This is a genomic window from Candidatus Arthromitus sp. SFB-mouse-NL, assembly GCF_000709435.1.
Taxonomy (GTDB): Bacteria; Bacillota; Clostridia; order Clostridiales; family Clostridiaceae; genus Dwaynesavagella.
On sequence record NZ_CP008713.1, the window covers coordinates 670,751 to 686,417 of the forward strand.

A 15,667-nucleotide genomic window follows, 5' to 3' on the forward strand; every position below is an offset into this window, starting at 1 on the left:
ATTAGGTGAGGTTAATTAAGTCATGCATATAAATTTGAGAAAGTATCAAAAGAGTAAAGTTTTAAAACAAGATGGAGAATTTTCTATTCCATTACAAGACCTCGAGGTTTATAATGGTGATGATTTTAAATTTGTTGATGATGTTCGAGTTAAGGCAAATGTTTTTATTTCTGAAGATTTAATGAAGCTTAAGTTCGACATTTCTACGAAATTTAAATTTAATTGTTCTAGATGTTTAATTGAATTTATTGAAGATTTTAATTTGAAGTGTGACGATGAAATTTTATTGAGTAATTTGGATGAGGATATTATTTTAGATTCTGAACAAAATTTGGATTTTAGAGATTATATAAAAAATTGTGTAATTATTAATATACCTCAGAAAAAATTATGTAAGGATGATTGTTTTGGTTTGTGTCAAAAATGTGGCATAAATTTAAATAATAATAAATGTAGCTGTGAAAAAGAAGAGTTTAATAATGTATTTTCTAAGCTAAAAGATACTTTCGTAGATTTTAAGGAGGTGGAGTAATGGGAAATCCAGCACGTAAATTTTCTAGGGGAAGAAGAGATAGTAGAAGAGCACAAACTTTTAAGTTATTAAGCCCAAATGTTATGGAGTGTCCACAATGTCATGAGGTTAAGTTGCCTCACAGAGTATGTAAAAAGTGTGGTTTCTACAATGGTAAGCAAGTTATATCAGTTGAAAATTAATGATACTGCCTAAATTAGTTTTTCTAGTTTAGGTAGTTTGTTTTTTAGGGGTAGAAAAATGGTAAGGATAGTACTTGATTGCATGGGAGGAGATAATTCTCCGAAAGCTCATGTGGAAGGTGCCATATTAGCTTTAAAGTGTAATAAATATTTACATATAATTCTAGTAGGAAATAGTGAGGAAATTCTACAGGAATTAAATAAGTATAAATTTGATAAAGATAAGGTTGATATAATTGATGCAAGAGATATTATTTATGGCTATGATGATCCAGTTAATTCTATAAGAACTAAGTTGAAATCTAGTTTAGTTGTTGCACTTAATGAGTTGGTTGATAAAGATTATGATGCAATTGTATCTACAGGTAATAGTGGTGCTTTTTTAGCTGGATGTTTGTTTATTATAGGAAAGATTAAAGGCGTTGCTAGACCCGCTCTTGCACCTATAATAAGTAGAGAACATGGAAGATTTATTTTGTTAGATTCAGGTGCTAATGTTGATTGTAATGTAAAAAATATTATACAATTTGCCGATTTTGGTCGACTTTATTATAAAATATTATTTAATGAAAGGAATCCAATTGTAAAGTTATTGAATATTGGAACAGAAGGAAATAAGGGTAATTCTGTCATTAGAAAAGCACATGAGGAGTTAAGTAATGATCCAAATATTAATTTTAAAGGTAATTTAGAAGCAAGAGATATATTTAATGATGACGCAAATGTTATTGTGTGTGATGGATTTGTTGGAAATATTGCTTTAAAGATAATAGAAGGAACTAGTAAGTATGTAATGTCAGTAGCTATTAAAGATATTTCGAACTTTTTTTTGTATAAGATAGCTAAGAGAATTATGCCATCTTTTTTTGAGAAGATTAGGACTAAATATGATTATAGAAAATATGGTGGAGCTGTGTTCTTAGGGGTTAAGAAGGTATGCGTAAAGTCTCATGGAGATTCGAATGAGATTGCTATAAAAAATTCGATTGATACAGCATTTAAACTTGTGGATGAAAAAATTATAAGCCTATTAGAAAAACTTTGCTTGTAAAAAATAAAATATTGACTGTTAAACTTTTATAATTTATTATGTTTATGTGATAAATAGGAGGTGAATGTAGTGTTTGAAAAAGTAAGAGAAATAATTTCTGAAAAGTTAAATGTTGATCCAGATGAGATTAAATTAGAATCATCTATAGTTGATGATTTAGGGGCTGATTCTATAGATTTAATTGAACTTATAATGAACCTTGAAGAAGAATATGGTATAAGTATATCTGATGAAGAAGCTGTTAAACTAAAAACAGTTGGAGATGTTGTAGATTTTATAAACTCTCAAGTAGAAAATTAAGTTTATTTACATATTAGTCGTCTTAAACTGTTATTGTGTTTTGGACGACTTTTAAATTTTGGGGAGATGCATCATATGGATGAAATGCTTATTGAGAAATTTCAGGAAAAAATAGGGGTTAAATTTAGAAATATAGAGATATTAGATTTGGCATTAACTCATAGTTCTTATGCTAATGAACGTGGTTTAAGTGAATATAATGAGAGATTGGAATTTTTAGGAGATTCTGTGCTTCAATTATGTATAACTGAGTATTTGTATAAAAATTGCAAAGATAATAATGAAGGTGATCTTACTCGTAAAAGGGCATCGATAGTTTGTGAAGCATCATTATATAAAGTTGGAGAGCGATGGAATCTTGGAGAGTTTATTAAATTAAGTAAGGGAGAAAAGTTGAGTGGTGGTAAAACGCGAATTTCTACGATAGCTGACGCAGTTGAGGCAGTTATTGCAGCTGTTTATTTGGATAGTGGATATGATTTTGTACAAAAATTTATACTTAAATTTTTTTCAGATATTTTGAAAACAGGTGCGATAGTAAATTATTTAGATCATAAAACAAGGCTTCAAGAATATATTCAATCTAAAACTACTGATAAGATAAAATATAATCTGATTAAGGAAGAAGGTCCGCCACATGATAAGATATTCTATGTCCAAGTTATTATTGGGGACAAAAATTACGAATCAGGAACTGGAAAGTCTAAAAAAGAAGCTGAGCAAAATGCTGCACAAAAAACTTTAAAATTATTTGAGTAGTACATTGAATTAGTAGTTTATTTTAATGAAACTATTAATTCAATGTAAATGTTTTAACATAGCAACGTCGAAATATTTTGAAAATTTTTATATATATTTTAAAAGGAAAAAAAAGGAAAAAAGAAAAATTAATAGAAGTATATAGGGGACAAATGTTTAATAAAACTTAAGAGAATTTGGGAGGAACACTTATGGAAATTTTAAAAGTATCAGCGCAATCTCAACCTAAAGCAGTTGCAGGAGCTCTAGCAGCAGTATTGAGAGATAAAGCAGTAGCTGAAGTACAAGCAGTTGGAGCTGGAGCTGTAAATCAGGCAATAAAAGCAATTGTAATTACTAGAGGTTTTGTAGCTCCAAATGGGATTGATTTGGTTGTTATACCAGCATTTTCTGAAATATCAATTGATGGTGAGGAAAGAACAGCAATCAAATTTATTGTTGAGCCTAAATAAATTTTTTATATATAAAATGAAAAGGAGTAAAGATATTACTCCTTTTCATTTTTTTGATTATATATTTTCATAAATGTTTTTCATTAACAATGCATCTTTTTCGAGAATTGGGCTTTCACATATTATGCAGCCTTTAACATCGTATTTGACAAAAGCTCTTAGACATTCAGTTATATTGAAATCACTTTCTTCAAATGGAAGATGATTTTTTTCTCCTTTTGCAGTGTACTCAATTCCAGATAAGTGTACGTGAAAATCTTTGAGGGCATCTTCACCTAAATGTTCGCCAATGAATTCAAAGATTTTTGCAAAGTCATCGTATTCTTTCAATATCCCGTTATACCTTGCATGTATGTGTGAAAAGTCTACACATAGTTTTACATGTTCATGGTTTTTTACTAGATTACAAAGTTCTTTTAGGTTTCCGAATTGAGTTTCTTTTCCTGTTGTCTCAAGTCTGTAATATGAACCAGGTATTATTGGAAGTTTCCCTAATTCTTCGTTTATAGAGTTGTAAGCATCTTCTTTTGTTGAATCTAAGTAAAATCCTGGATGAAATATAATGTCAGTTCCACCTACAGATGATAATGCTACTATACCTTTTTCTAGTCGTTCTATTGACTTCTCTTTTTTATCAATTTCTTTTGCATTCATATTTATAAAGTATGATCCATGGGCAGTTAAATGGAAATTATATTTTTCGCGAGTAGCTTTCACAGCTTCACGATTTTTATCTGTGATATTCACAGATCGAACAAATGGGAGCTCCATCGCAGAAAGCCCTAATGAGTGCAGATATTCTATTCCAGTTACATATGTAAATTTTTCTGATCCGTTTCCCATAGGTAGACCAGAAATTCCAAATATAAGCTTATCCATTTTCAATAATTACTCCTTTATAATAATCATTATTTCAATTATAACATAAAAAGTTTTATTATAAAATTTGATAAAATTTTATTTATCTTGAATAATAATTACACCTAATCTATAATTAAAATTAATTTATAAAATGGAAGTAATTGTATTATGAGCTTTTATCAAATTACGGATACAGTTAAGAAACTGTTGCTTGATAATGTGAAAGAAAAGAATATATCAGTTGATTTCACTTTAGGTAGGGGTAATGATACCATTTTTCTTAGCGAAAATTTTAATTATGTTTATTCTTTTGATTTACAGAAAGAATGTATTGATGATTTTGAATTGAAAAATATTCAGAATGTGAAATTGATTTTGGATAGTCACGAAAATGTTGATAAATATATAGATGGTTTTGATTGTGGTATGTATAATTTAGGATATTTACCTGGATCTAATAAAGAGATAACTACAAATGCTGAATCTACACTTATTAGTTTGTATAAAGCTGTAAATATTTTGAATATTGGTGGTTTTATATCTATTGTTTTATATATTGGTCATAATCAGGGTAAGAGAGAAAGCCAAGAAGTTTTAGAATTTTGTAGTAGACTTGACAATAAGAGATTTAATGTTGCTTATCTTAATTTATTAAATAAAAATAATCCACCATCTTTAGTATTAATTAATAAAATGAGGTAGTTTTGATTATGAAGAATGTAATAGTTGTTGGATCAGGACCTGCTGGTATGATGGCTGCTATATCTGCTTCTAAATGTGGACATAGGGTGACATTGCTTGAAGGAAATAATAAAATAGCTAAAAAATTGTACATATCGGGAAAAGGTAGATGCAATGTAACAAATAAGAAAACAATAGATAATTTTTTTGAGAATGTATTAACAAATAAAGAGTTTTTGTATAGTGCACTTTATACTTTTACAAATGAGGATACGATAAAATTTGTTGAAGATGGTGGGACTAAGCTTAAAGTTGAGAGAGGCGATAGGGTTTTTCCAGTTTCTGATAAATCAAGTGATATAATTAAAAGTTTTGAAAAACAATTGAAGAGAAATAATGTAGAGATTTTGATCAATTCAAAGGTTGAAAGGATAAATGTACATAATAATACGATTGAGTCTCTGAAATTGTCAAATGGGAAAAAGGTTATAGGAGATCATTATATTTTTGCAACCGGAGGTGCATCATATCCTTTGACTGGATCCGATGGTAAATTATTTAGTGAGTATAAAAGGATAGGTCATAATGTTATAGAGTTAAAACCTTCGCTTGTACCAATAGAAATAAGGGAAAAGTGGCCTACGGAACTTCAGGGTGTTAGCATAAAGAATGCGAGTATGACACTTTATAAAAATAACAAAAAGGAAATTTCGTTTCAAGGTGATTTTATATTTACTCATTTTGGATTATCAGGACCAATTGTTTTAAAAATGAGTAGATATATTTCTGATGATGAAAATTATTCTATAGAAATTGATTTAAAACCTGCACTTGATGATAAGGAGTTTGATTTAAGACTTCAGAAAGATTTTATGAAATATAGCAATAAAAATTTTAAAAACTCTCTGGACGATTTGTTACCAAAAAAATTTATACCGGTTATGATCGATCTTGTAAAAATTGATCCAGACAAAAAAATTAATTCTATTACAAAACAAGAGAGGAAACGGATACTTGATTGTTTTAAACATCTTATTGTTAATGTCGAAGGATTAAGACCAGTTAGTGAAGCAATAGTAACAAGTGGAGGGATAGATGTTTCTGAAATAAACCCAAGTACTATGAAATCAAAAATTATTAGAAATCTTTTTTTTGCAGGTGAAGTTATGGATGTTGACGCTTTTACTGGTGGATATAATGTTCAAATAGCAATATCCACTGGATTTTTGGCAGGAAACAGTATTTGAAATTTGAGAGGAATGAAAATATGAATATATCAATAGCTATTGATGGACCAGCTAGTTCTGGGAAGAGTTCGATTGCAAAATGCATTGCGGATAGATTTAATTTTAAGTGTATAAATACAGGCCTTTTATATAGACTTGCTACTTATATTTCCATAGATGAAAATATAGATTTTGTACTGGAGGAAAGTAGACTAATAGATAAGTTGAAGAATGCTAAGATTGATATACATAGTGATTACTTAATTTATAATGGATTGATTTTATGTAATCAATTAAGAACTCAAGATATAGATAGTAAGGTGTCATTATTGTCAACTAGACCTGCTGTTAGAAGATTGATAAATGAAATTTTAAGATATTTCAAATCCGAAAGTGGTATTGTTATGGATGGTCGAGATATTGGAACTGAAGTTTTAAAAGATGCCAGTCTTAAATTTTTTATAGTAGCTGATCCAGAAATTAGAGCTAGGAGAAGATATGATCAACTCATTAAAATTGGGATTGATACAGAATATAAGAAAATATTAAATGAAATTGAAAAACGTGATAATATAGACTATAATAAGGAGGAGGGTCCTTTAAAGAAAGCAAATGACGCTAAAGTGATAGACACATCTAACTTAAACTTTCAAGAGTCAGTTGATGAAGTTTCGAGGGTAATTGTTGAATATATGGTACCTAAGATGAAGTTTAAAAAAGTTAGAGTTGCAGAAAATAATGGATTTTGTCATGGAGTTTTAAGAGCAGTAAATGAATTGGATAAGGTAGTAAAGAGTGAAAATAAGAAAAATATTAGTACTCTTGGAGAGATAATTCATAATAAACAAGTTATAAATCATTTCTCTCGCCAAAATGTTAATATAGTCAAAAAAGAAGACTTAGATACTTTAAAAGATAGTGAAGATATTTTGATAGTAAGAGCACACGGTATTCCTAGGGATGTTGAAGATGTTTTAATAAGTAATTCTATAGAATATATTGATGCTACTTGTGGCAGAGTTAAAGTTATACATAAAAAAGTAAGAGATTACCATGAAAAGGGATATGATATTGTAATAGTTGGAAACAAAAATCATCCGGAAATCATTGGAGCTAACAGTTATTGTGATTATAAGGCGAAATTTTTTTTTGAGGACAAGCTAGATGGTGAAATTTCGTCGGATAAGGTTTGTGTTTTGTCACAGACAACAGAGAAATATGAAAATTTTGAAAATGCGATAAAGTTAGTAAGTGAAAAATGTGAGGATGTTGTTTCGCTAAATACTATTTGTGATGCTACATACCTTAGACAACGTGATGCAGCGCAATTAGCAAAAGATGTAGATTGTATGATAATTGTTGGAGATAAGTTAAGTTCTAACTCTAATAAATTGTACGAGGTTTCGAAAAAATATTGTGAAAACTCTATAATAATTGAAAGGGCTTCCGATTTAAAAAGTGACATTTTAAAGGATATAATTACTAATTGTTGCAAAGTGGGAATAACATCTGGTGCTTCAACGCCAGATTGGATTATGAAGGAGGTAATTTTAATGATAGAAAATAGAACCGAAAACAACATAAAAATAGGAAAGCTATTACGAGGAAAAATCGAATTTATAGATGAAAAAAATGTGATTTTAAGTGTTGATGATAATTTAGAAGCAGTTTTACCAATTACTGAGATTAGTTCAGATGAGAAAAACAATTTTAGTGAAATATTTAAAGTTGGAGAGTATATAGATGGTAAAATTATTTCTTTAAGTAATTCAGATGGGAGAATTGTACTGTCTAGATTAGAAATTTTTAGGGAAAAATCTCTAGAAATACTTAAAAATAAGTTCAATAATAATGAAAGAATTTCAGTTGTTGTTAAAGAAGATGTAAAAGGTGGAGTAATTGTTGAGTTTAATAGCATTAAATTGTTTGTGCCTGCTTCACATTTAGATTTTGTACATATTGAAAATTTAAATGAATTTGTTGGTCGTGAATTAGAAGTTAAAGTTATTGAAATGAAAGAAGAAAAGAATCAATTTAAGATTATCGGTTCAAGAAGAGCTGTATTAGAAGAGGAAAAAAAGATTAGAGAAGATGAAATTTGGAAGAGTCTAGTTTTAGGTGATGTTGTCGAGTGTGAGGTAAGGAGAATAAATACATTTGGGGCTTTTGTTGATGTAAAAGGTATAGATGGATTATTACATATATCTGAAATATCTTGGGGTAGAATAGATAAAGTAAGTGATGTTTTAAATATAGGTGATAAAATTAAGGTTAAGATAATTGATCTTGATATAGAAAATCGAAAATTATCTTTGAGTATGAAAGTATTGCAAAATGATCCATGGTCAAATGTGGATGAGAAATATCCTGTTGGAGCTGTAGTACTTGGTAAGGTTGTTAGGTTTGCCGAGTTTGGAGCTTTTGTTGAGTTGGAGCCAAGTATAGATGGTTTGGTTCATATATCACAAATTAGTCATAAGAGAGTTAATGATATAGCTGACTTTTTGCAAATAGGACAAGAAGTCAAAGCTAAGATTGTTGAGATAAATAAAGAAAATAAGAGAATAGAATTGAGCATTAAAGTTATAGAATAAATTTAGGCTTAAGGGTGATCTGCCCTTAAGTTTTTTTTATAAGAGGGGTGGAGTAAGTTTGGCAAAAAAGTTTTATGCTGTTAAGAAAGGACATAAGAAAGGTATATTTGAAAGTTGGGATGAATGTAAGAAAAATATAAATGGATATTCCGGAGCTATTTATAAAAGTTTTAAGACACTTAATGAGGCGAATAATTTTTTGGATAATAATGAAGAAATTTTTGAATCAAGTGATTTAGTTGCATATGTAGATGGAAGTTATAACTCTGATACGAAAGAGTATTCATATGGTATGGTTATAATAAATGGTGATAGTGAGGAACACTTTTATGAGAGATTTAATGATCCAGAATTGTGTGAAATGAGAAATGTTGCTGGGGAAATTATGGGGTCAATGAGTGCCATGAAATATTGTTTAGATAATAAGTTTGAGAGTATTGTAATTTATTATGATTACGAAGGAATAGAAAAATGGTGTAAGGGATATTGGAAAGCAAATAAGGTTGGCACTCAAAATTATAAAAAATATTATGATAGCATTAAAGATAAGATAAATATTGTATTTAGAAAGGTTAGGGCTCATTCTGGTGATAGATATAATGATTTAGCCGATAAATTAGCTAAAAAGGCTCTGAAGACTTAAAAATTTAATGCAATTATGTTTTAATCATTGTATAATTATTGAAACATATGAACGAAGAAGATAAGGAGTGTGGATTATATGGCGAGAATTATTAAAAATGCATATACTTTTGATGATGTTTTATTGGTACCAAATAAAGCAGAGATTTTACCAAATCAAGTTAGTTTAAAGACAAATCTTACTAGAAAAATATCTCTTAATATACCTCTTATGAGTGCTAGTATGGATACTGTTACAGAAAGTAAAATGGCAATAGCTATGGCTGTACATGGAGGAATAGGAATACTTCATAAAAATATGTCAATTAAGGATCAAGGTAAACAGTTAGAGAGTGTTAAAAACTTTAGTGGTAACAAGCTAGAAATATCTTCTTTGGATAGTAAAGGTAGACTTTTATGTGGTGCATCGATTGGTATTACTCAAGATATGATTGATAGAGTTAAGGAACTTGTGAATAAGGAAGTAGATATTTTAGTTTTAGATACAGCTCATGGGCATTCAAAGGGTGTAATTGATGGAGTATCCATTATAAAACAGTTGTATCCAGATGTTCAAATAATTGCGGGGAATGTAGCAACTGGCAAAGCAGTATATGATTTGGTTCATGCTGGTGCAGATGCTGTTAAGGTAGGTATAGGACCTGGATCAATATGTACGACTAGAATAGTTGCAGGTGTCGGGGTTCCACAACTTACAGCTATAATGGATTGTGCTGAAGAGGCTATAGAGCATAATATACCTATAATTGCTGATGGTGGAATTAAATATTCTGGGGATATTGTTAAGGCATTAGCAGGTGGTGCGAGTGCTGTTATGCTTGGTTCTATTTTTGCTGGGTGTGATGAGTCTCCTGGTGATAAAGTTGTATTTGGTGAAAATATTTATAAGTCTTATAGAGGCATGGGGTCTCTTGGTGCTATGGATAGTGGATCAAGTGATAGATATTTTCAAAATGGGAGTAAAAAATTTGTACCTGAAGGAATTGAAGGAGTTGTTCCATATAAGGGAAAGATTAGTGAAATAATCTATCAACTAATTGGAGGAATAAAGTCAGGAATGGGATATCTTGGATCAGCAGATATTAAAACTTTATTCAATAATTCAAGATTTGTTGTGCAAACTGCTTCAGGTATAAGAGAAAGTCATCCACACGATATAAGTTTGATGAAAGATGCTCCAAATTATACGAAATGAAGGATTAGAAGATAAATTTGAGTGTATTATTATATTTTTATATTGACTTTTTTAGTTAATGACTTTAACATTAAATTATTAGTATTGGATTATCCCGTATATAATCGATAATATGGTTCGAAAGTCTCTACCTACTTACCTTAAATGAGTAGACTACGGGTGCTTATTAAATTGATAGATTTAGATTGTTGTTGTATGTTGATTTACTATGCTAATTAGGGACCTTCAACTTTTGAGCTGATAGTCCCATATTATATTTTTTGCTAAATTTATTAAATAAAATTAGTTGGAGGTATGAACTTTTATGCTAAACAAGTTTTTCAAATTAGAAGAACGAGGTACAACGGTATCTAAAGAATTTATTGGAGGATTAACAACATTTTTATCTATGGCTTACATAATTTTTGTTAATCCAAATATTCTTTCAGTTACAGGAATGGATCAAGGTGCAGTATTTACATCAACTATTTTAGCTGCAGCAATCGGAACTCTTATAATGGGATTGCATGCAAATTTCCCTGTGGCTCTCGCTCCTGGTATGGGATTAAATGCGTTTTTTGCTTACACCGTTGTATTATTATTGGGTTATACGTGGCAACAAGCTCTAGCAGGAATATTTATTTCAGGAATTTTATTTATGATATTATCTTTAACTGGTTTGAGGGAAATAATCATTAACAGTATTCCCACATCTTTAAAGCACGCAGTTGGAACTGGAATTGGATTTTTCATTGCATTTTTGGGATTTCAGAATGCAGGAATTATTGTAAATAATGATTCAACATTAGTTGGATTAGGTGATTTTACAGATTTTAGTGTATTAATTGCAATAATTGGATTGGTTATAACTTTAATTTTAATGGTGAGAAAAATTCCAGCAGCTATATTTATCGGTATGGTTATTACAGCAATTATTGGAATATTTTTAGGAGTTGTAGATTTGCCACAGCAAGTTATCGCACCAATACCTTCTATAAGTCAAACTTTCGGAGCATTGTTTGAAGCCTTACCTACTATTTTCTCAAAAGATATTATATTAGTTATATTTTCATTTTTATTTATAGATTTTTTTGATACAGCAGGAACTTTGATGGCAGTTGGATTTAGAGCAGGATTTGTAAATGAAAAGGGTGAATTACTAAGAGCTAATAAAGCTTTATTGGCTGATTCAACAGCGACAGTAATTGGAGCTATTTTGGGAACATCTTCAACAACTTCTTATGTTGAGTCTTTAGCAGGTGTTGAAGTTGGTGCAAAAACTGGACTTGCTTCTGTGTTTACATCAATTTTCTTTTTGTTAATGTTGTTTTGTTCTGGACTTTTAACAGTTGTAACACCTTCAGTTACTGCGCCAGCACTTATTACAGTTGGTGTTTTGATGGCTTCATCGTTAAGTAACATTGAGTGGGGTAAAATTGAGATAGCGATTCCAGCATTTATTACTATTATTATGATGGTACTTGGATACTCTATATCTGAAGGAATAGCATCAGGATTTGTTTTGTATCCAATTATGATGTGGGCAGCTGGTAGAAGAAAAGAAGTTCATCCTATAATGTGGGTACTTACTTTGATCTTTTTAGTGCATTTTATATTTTTATAATTAATTGGTGAAGAAATATTTTATTAGGGGTGATTAAATGAAGAGTGATCAAGTGCTGGTTATTGATTTTGGGAGTCAATATAATCAGTTGATTTGTCGACGTATTCGAGAACTTGGAGTTTATAGCGAACTTAAGTCTCATAAAATAACGGCACAAGATATTAAACAATTGACGAATGTTAAGGGAATTATATTAAGTGGTAGTCCAAATACTGTTACAGATAAAGACTCCTTTGTTATGGATCCAGATATACTTAATCTAGGAATACCTATTATGGGAATTTGTTATGGTATGCAACTCATAACTCATATGAATGGTGGAGTTGTTGAGAGGTCATCTGAAAGAGAGTATGGGAAGACAGAAATTAAGACCGATGGCAGTGGAATTTTTGAGAATATCCCAATAGAGCAGATTGTTTGGATGAGTCATGGATATCATGTTAAAACTCTTCCATTAGGTTTTATAGCAAATGCTAGTAGTGAGTCTTGCCCAATTGCTGCTGCATTTAATGAAGATAAGAATATACATCTGGTTCAATTTCACCCAGAAGTTGAACATTCTGTTTATGGAACTGAAATATTAAAGAATTTTGTATTTAAAATATGTAAAGCTAATGCAAATTGGTCTATGAGTAATTTTATTGAGGATCAAATTGTTAAGATAAGAGATCAAGTTAGAGATAAAAAAGTTTTGTGTGCACTTAGTGGGGGAGTTGATTCTTCTGTTGTAGCAGCACTTATTTATAAAGCTATTGGTAATCAATTGTTATGTATGTTTATTGATAATGGACTTCTTCGTGAAGGAGAGGCTCAGGAGGTTGTCGATACTTTTGATGGAAAATTTAAAATGAATTTTGTTAAGGTTGATGCTCAAGATAGATTTTTGAATAAATTGAAAGGTGTTTCTGATCCAGAGCAAAAGCGTAAAATTATAGGTAATGAGTTTGTGTTTTGTTTTGAGGAAGAAACGTCTAAATTAAATGATTTTGAATTTTTAGCTCAGGGTACTCTTTATACTGATGTTATAGAATCAGGCACTAATACAGCTCAAACAATAAAATCTCACCATAATGTTGGTGGACTTCCTAAAAATATGAGATTTAAATTAATCGAACCATTAAATACTCTTTTTAAGGATGAGGTTAGGGAACTTGGATTAGAAGTTGGATTGCCTGAAAGCATTGTTTATCGTCAACCATTTCCAGGACCAGGACTTGGGATAAGAGTTATTGGTGAAGTTACAAATGAAAAACTAAAAATATTAAGACGAGCGGATAAAATTTTGAGAGATGAAATTGAAAATGCGGGGTTGAATAAGGAAATATGGCAGTATTTTGCTTGTTTAACGAATATGAAGTCTGTTGGTGTCATGGGTGATGAAAGGACATATAGTTATACGGTAGCTTTGAGAGCTGTGACATCGAGTGACGGGATGACTTCAGATTGGGCAAGAATTCCTTATGAAATTCTTGATGTTATTTCAAGACGCATAGTCAATGAAGTTAGTGATGTAAATAGGATTGTTTATGATGTTACTTCGAAACCACCATCAACAATAGAATTCGAATAAAAATTTTTGCCGAAGAATGAGTGATTTTATTCTTCGGCATTATTATTTATTTGATGTTGATAATTATATCTAATAATAGATCTGTACTTATTGGATTATTTGTTGTTATAGCAAATGTATATCCATTGTTTGTCCAAATTGCTACGCTGATTTTTCCGTTGTTTCCTTTCGTCGTTACGTCTAAATTATTTATGTAGATTCTGTTTATTTCTGAGTAATCATTGTAATCGCCACTTATGTCTTCAGTTCCAGTGGATTTCCTAATAAATAGAGTGTGTTGATTTGCATTGAATGAATCAAATGTTATATTTTTTAAATCTTCTTCATTTATACTTTCGAGTTTTTTCTCATTGTAATAAGTAATTTGAATTGTTTCGTCATTAATAATTGAATATTTTTTATTTTCATATCCAACAATTGTATCAGGTATAGAAAATTTAAATCCACAAGCCTCTATAGCTTCTTCAAGTGTTTCATATTTTACTATTGAATTAGGTAATTTAATTATTTTATTGCTTTCGGTTTCTGAAATTATAGGATTGTTATTAGATACGTTTTTGTTTTTGTTTGAAGTGTTACAGGATGTAATAGCAATTGCCATTGATGCTAATACAGTGAATGAAATTAATTTTTTCACGTTTTTTCCCTTCTTTGTCAAAAAATTATATTAAATGTTTCTCAAATATATTTTATATTTAATTTTTGTGTAAGTCTATTGTAAAGATTTCTTATCTTACCAACAAATAATTTAAGTATTTTCACATAAGAAATTTAAATTGGTACAACTTATTTTATAGGAAATGAAGTTTGGAGAGTATTAAGATTATGATAATAAATCACAATATTAATGCGATGAACGCACATAGAAATATGGTAAGTACTACAATTGCTCAAGGTAAGGCAATGGAAAAATTGAATTCAGGATTGAGGATAAATAGGGATGCAGATGATGCAGCAGGTTTCGCAATTTCTGAAAAGATGAGATCACAAATAAGAGGACTTAATCAAGCTTCGAGAAACACACAAGATGGTATTTCAATGATTCAAACAGCAGAAGGAGCACTTTCAGAAACTCAAGCAATAGCACAGAGAATGAGGGAACTTGCAGTTCAATCTGCAAATGGTACTTATACAGATGAAGATAGAACTTTAATAGATCAAGAGTTTAAGAAATTAAAATCGGAGATTGATAGGATATCAGAGGATACAGAATTTAATGGTAGTAAACTTATCAATGGGAGTATTTCTGGGAAAGAAATCAAGACTCGTGATAAAGATTCAGTTATTATTAATGGAGATATTAAGAATCCAAATTCAATTAATGAGGTTATGAAAGAAATAGATCCAAATGAATTAGTTAGACTTGGAGAAGGAACATTTGATTTAATTATTTCTAAAGATAGGAATCTTGATGTTACTATTAGTATAGTTGATCGATCCCATTTTAATGGATGGAAACCATATGTTATTGATAGTATAATTATAGATAATCCTTCAGTAATTGAAGATGTTGAATTGGCAGGAATTAATTTAAGATTTAACAATATTCACGCTACATCGTCTTATCTTCCCGCTGGGAAAGAAATAAGAATTTCCTTTTTTAATGATTCAGAGAAGAAATCAAATGGTGTGGATTTTCAAGTAGGATCGAATAAAGGTCAGATGGTTGGACTTGATATAGAGAATATGAGAAGTCGTGAACTTGGTCTTGGGGGAAGTGATTTATCTACAATAGAAAATTCAAAGGAGGCAATTGAAAGATTAGATATAGCAATTTTTAGAGTATCAGAACAGAGAGCCAATCTTGGATCTGTACAAAATAGACTTGAGCACACAGTATCTTCAATTGGGAATACAGCAGAGAATTTACAAGCAGCAGAGTCGAGAATACGAGATGTTGATATGGCAAAAGAGATGATGAATTTAACAAAATTAAATATTCTTCAACAGGCAACCCAATCAATGTTAGCACAAGCAAATCAATCACCGCAACAAGTTATTTCTATTTTAAAATAAAGA

Annotated in this window: 16 protein-coding genes and 1 riboswitch; of the genes, 14 read left to right on the forward strand and 2 right to left on the reverse strand. The window is 30.1% G+C overall.

The features are described 5' to 3' along the window. Nucleotides 1-22 precede the first annotated feature (22 nt). From SFBMNL_RS03250 to SFBMNL_RS03275, 6 genes are all read left to right on the forward strand, one after another. Nucleotides 23-532 carry a YceD family protein gene (locus tag SFBMNL_RS03250; protein ID WP_042294524.1) on the forward strand — a complete coding sequence of 170 codons (510 nt, stop codon included), beginning with the start codon at nt 23-25 and terminating at the stop codon, nt 530-532. Beyond that, a complete protein-coding gene (rpmF, locus tag SFBMNL_RS03255; RefSeq protein ID WP_042294526.1) occupies nt 532-714 on the forward strand; it encodes a 50S ribosomal protein L32 in 183 nt (60 codons plus the stop codon). The genes SFBMNL_RS03250 and rpmF overlap by 1 nt, the downstream gene beginning before the upstream one ends. Before the next feature lie 58 nt (nt 715-772). Continuing rightward, complete coding sequence (plsX, locus tag SFBMNL_RS03260; protein WP_014017901.1) at nt 773-1,765, forward strand: phosphate acyltransferase PlsX; 993 nt, start codon at nt 773-775, stop codon at nt 1,763-1,765. A 69-nt stretch (nt 1,766-1,834) separates the two neighbouring features. Continuing rightward, nucleotides 1,835-2,065 (forward strand): acyl carrier protein, encoded by a 231-nt coding sequence (gene acpP, locus SFBMNL_RS03265; RefSeq protein WP_007440386.1) that lies wholly within the window; start codon nt 1,835-1,837, stop codon nt 2,063-2,065. A gap of 75 nt (nt 2,066-2,140) precedes the next feature. Beyond that, complete coding sequence (gene rnc / locus SFBMNL_RS03270; protein WP_042294527.1) at nt 2,141-2,824, forward strand: ribonuclease III; 684 nt, start codon at nt 2,141-2,143, stop codon at nt 2,822-2,824. A 191-nt stretch (nt 2,825-3,015) separates the two neighbouring features. Then, nucleotides 3,016-3,276: a stage V sporulation protein S gene (locus SFBMNL_RS03275; RefSeq protein WP_005806504.1), complete on the forward strand. Its 261-nt coding sequence runs from the start codon at nt 3,016-3,018 to the stop codon at nt 3,274-3,276. A 57-nt stretch (nt 3,277-3,333) separates the two neighbouring features. On the opposite strand, the gene SFBMNL_RS03280 is transcribed toward SFBMNL_RS03275, so the two are convergent. Continuing rightward, nucleotides 3,334-4,155 carry a TIM barrel protein gene (locus SFBMNL_RS03280; protein WP_005806500.1) on the reverse strand — a complete coding sequence of 274 codons (822 nt, stop codon included), beginning with the start codon at nt 4,153-4,155 and terminating at the stop codon, nt 3,334-3,336. Nucleotides 4,156-4,305: 150 nt separating this feature from the next. Between SFBMNL_RS03280 and SFBMNL_RS03285 the strand changes: the two genes are divergently transcribed. The 7 genes from SFBMNL_RS03285 to guaA all read left to right on the forward strand — a co-directional run bounded on the left by SFBMNL_RS03285 (nt 4,306) and on the right by guaA (nt 13,648). Continuing rightward, nucleotides 4,306-4,839, forward strand: a complete 534-nt coding sequence (locus SFBMNL_RS03285) for a tRNA (mnm(5)s(2)U34)-methyltransferase (protein ID WP_005806498.1) — start codon at nt 4,306-4,308, stop codon at nt 4,837-4,839. 8 nt (nt 4,840-4,847) lie between these two features. Further along, nucleotides 4,848-6,065 carry an NAD(P)/FAD-dependent oxidoreductase gene (locus tag SFBMNL_RS03290; protein WP_042295260.1) on the forward strand — a complete coding sequence of 406 codons (1,218 nt, stop codon included), beginning with the start codon at nt 4,848-4,850 and terminating at the stop codon, nt 6,063-6,065. Between the two features lie 20 nt (nt 6,066-6,085). Next, nucleotides 6,086-8,638 carry a bifunctional 4-hydroxy-3-methylbut-2-enyl diphosphate reductase/30S ribosomal protein S1 gene (locus tag SFBMNL_RS03295; RefSeq protein WP_042295262.1) on the forward strand — a complete coding sequence of 851 codons (2,553 nt, stop codon included), beginning with the start codon at nt 6,086-6,088 and terminating at the stop codon, nt 8,636-8,638. A gap of 58 nt (nt 8,639-8,696) precedes the next feature. Next, complete coding sequence (locus SFBMNL_RS03300; RefSeq protein ID WP_005806494.1) at nt 8,697-9,281, forward strand: ribonuclease H1 domain-containing protein; 585 nt, start codon at nt 8,697-8,699, stop codon at nt 9,279-9,281. Nucleotides 9,282-9,359: 78 nt separating this feature from the next. Further along, nucleotides 9,360-10,475: an IMP dehydrogenase gene (gene guaB, locus SFBMNL_RS03305; RefSeq protein ID WP_005806492.1), complete on the forward strand. Its 1,116-nt coding sequence runs from the start codon at nt 9,360-9,362 to the stop codon at nt 10,473-10,475. Between the two features lie 74 nt (nt 10,476-10,549). Then, nucleotides 10,550-10,651, forward strand: a riboswitch (purine riboswitch). Nucleotides 10,652-10,779: 128 nt separating this feature from the next. Beyond that, on the forward strand, nt 10,780-12,078 hold the full coding sequence (locus tag SFBMNL_RS03310; RefSeq protein ID WP_005806491.1) for an NCS2 family permease: 1,299 nt from the start codon (nt 10,780-10,782) through the stop codon (nt 12,076-12,078). A gap of 37 nt (nt 12,079-12,115) precedes the next feature. After that, nucleotides 12,116-13,648 (forward strand): glutamine-hydrolyzing GMP synthase, encoded by a 1,533-nt coding sequence (gene guaA, locus SFBMNL_RS03315; RefSeq protein WP_042294531.1) that lies wholly within the window; start codon nt 12,116-12,118, stop codon nt 13,646-13,648. A 46-nt stretch (nt 13,649-13,694) separates the two neighbouring features. Here guaA and SFBMNL_RS03320 read toward each other — a convergent pair whose 3' ends face one another. Beyond that, on the reverse strand, nt 13,695-14,249 hold the full coding sequence (locus SFBMNL_RS03320; RefSeq protein WP_242838784.1) for a hypothetical protein: 555 nt from the start codon (nt 14,247-14,249) through the stop codon (nt 13,695-13,697). A gap of 224 nt (nt 14,250-14,473) precedes the next feature. On the opposite strand from SFBMNL_RS03320, the gene SFBMNL_RS03325 reads away from it, so the two are divergent. Next, nucleotides 14,474-15,664: a flagellin N-terminal helical domain-containing protein gene (locus tag SFBMNL_RS03325; RefSeq protein WP_042294534.1), complete on the forward strand. Its 1,191-nt coding sequence runs from the start codon at nt 14,474-14,476 to the stop codon at nt 15,662-15,664. Nucleotides 15,665-15,667 lie beyond the last annotated feature (3 nt).

Coding starts and splice junctions, on each gene's coding strand:
- SFBMNL_RS03250 (WP_042294524.1), top strand. CDS start 23: ATGCATATAAATTTGAGAAAGTATCAAAAGAGTAAAGTTTTAAAACAA.
- rpmF (WP_042294526.1), top strand. CDS start 532: ATGGGAAATCCAGCACGTAAATTTTCTAGGGGAAGAAGAGATAGTAGA.
- plsX (WP_014017901.1), top strand. CDS start 773: ATGGTAAGGATAGTACTTGATTGCATGGGAGGAGATAATTCTCCGAAA.
- rnc (WP_042294527.1), top strand. CDS start 2,141: ATGGATGAAATGCTTATTGAGAAATTTCAGGAAAAAATAGGGGTTAAA.
- SFBMNL_RS03275 (WP_005806504.1), top strand. CDS start 3,016: ATGGAAATTTTAAAAGTATCAGCGCAATCTCAACCTAAAGCAGTTGCA.
- SFBMNL_RS03280 (WP_005806500.1), bottom strand. CDS start 4,155: ATGGATAAGCTTATATTTGGAATTTCTGGTCTACCTATGGGAAACGGA.
- SFBMNL_RS03285 (WP_005806498.1), top strand. CDS start 4,306: ATGAGCTTTTATCAAATTACGGATACAGTTAAGAAACTGTTGCTTGAT.
- SFBMNL_RS03290 (WP_042295260.1), top strand. CDS start 4,848: ATGAAGAATGTAATAGTTGTTGGATCAGGACCTGCTGGTATGATGGCT.
- SFBMNL_RS03295 (WP_042295262.1), top strand. CDS start 6,086: ATGAATATATCAATAGCTATTGATGGACCAGCTAGTTCTGGGAAGAGT.
- guaB (WP_005806492.1), top strand. CDS start 9,360: ATGGCGAGAATTATTAAAAATGCATATACTTTTGATGATGTTTTATTG.
- SFBMNL_RS03310 (WP_005806491.1), top strand. CDS start 10,780: ATGCTAAACAAGTTTTTCAAATTAGAAGAACGAGGTACAACGGTATCT.
- guaA (WP_042294531.1), top strand. CDS start 12,116: ATGAAGAGTGATCAAGTGCTGGTTATTGATTTTGGGAGTCAATATAAT.
- SFBMNL_RS03320 (WP_242838784.1), bottom strand. CDS start 14,249: ATGGCAATTGCTATTACATCCTGTAACACTTCAAACAAAAACAAAAAC.
- SFBMNL_RS03325 (WP_042294534.1), top strand. CDS start 14,474: ATGATAATAAATCACAATATTAATGCGATGAACGCACATAGAAATATG.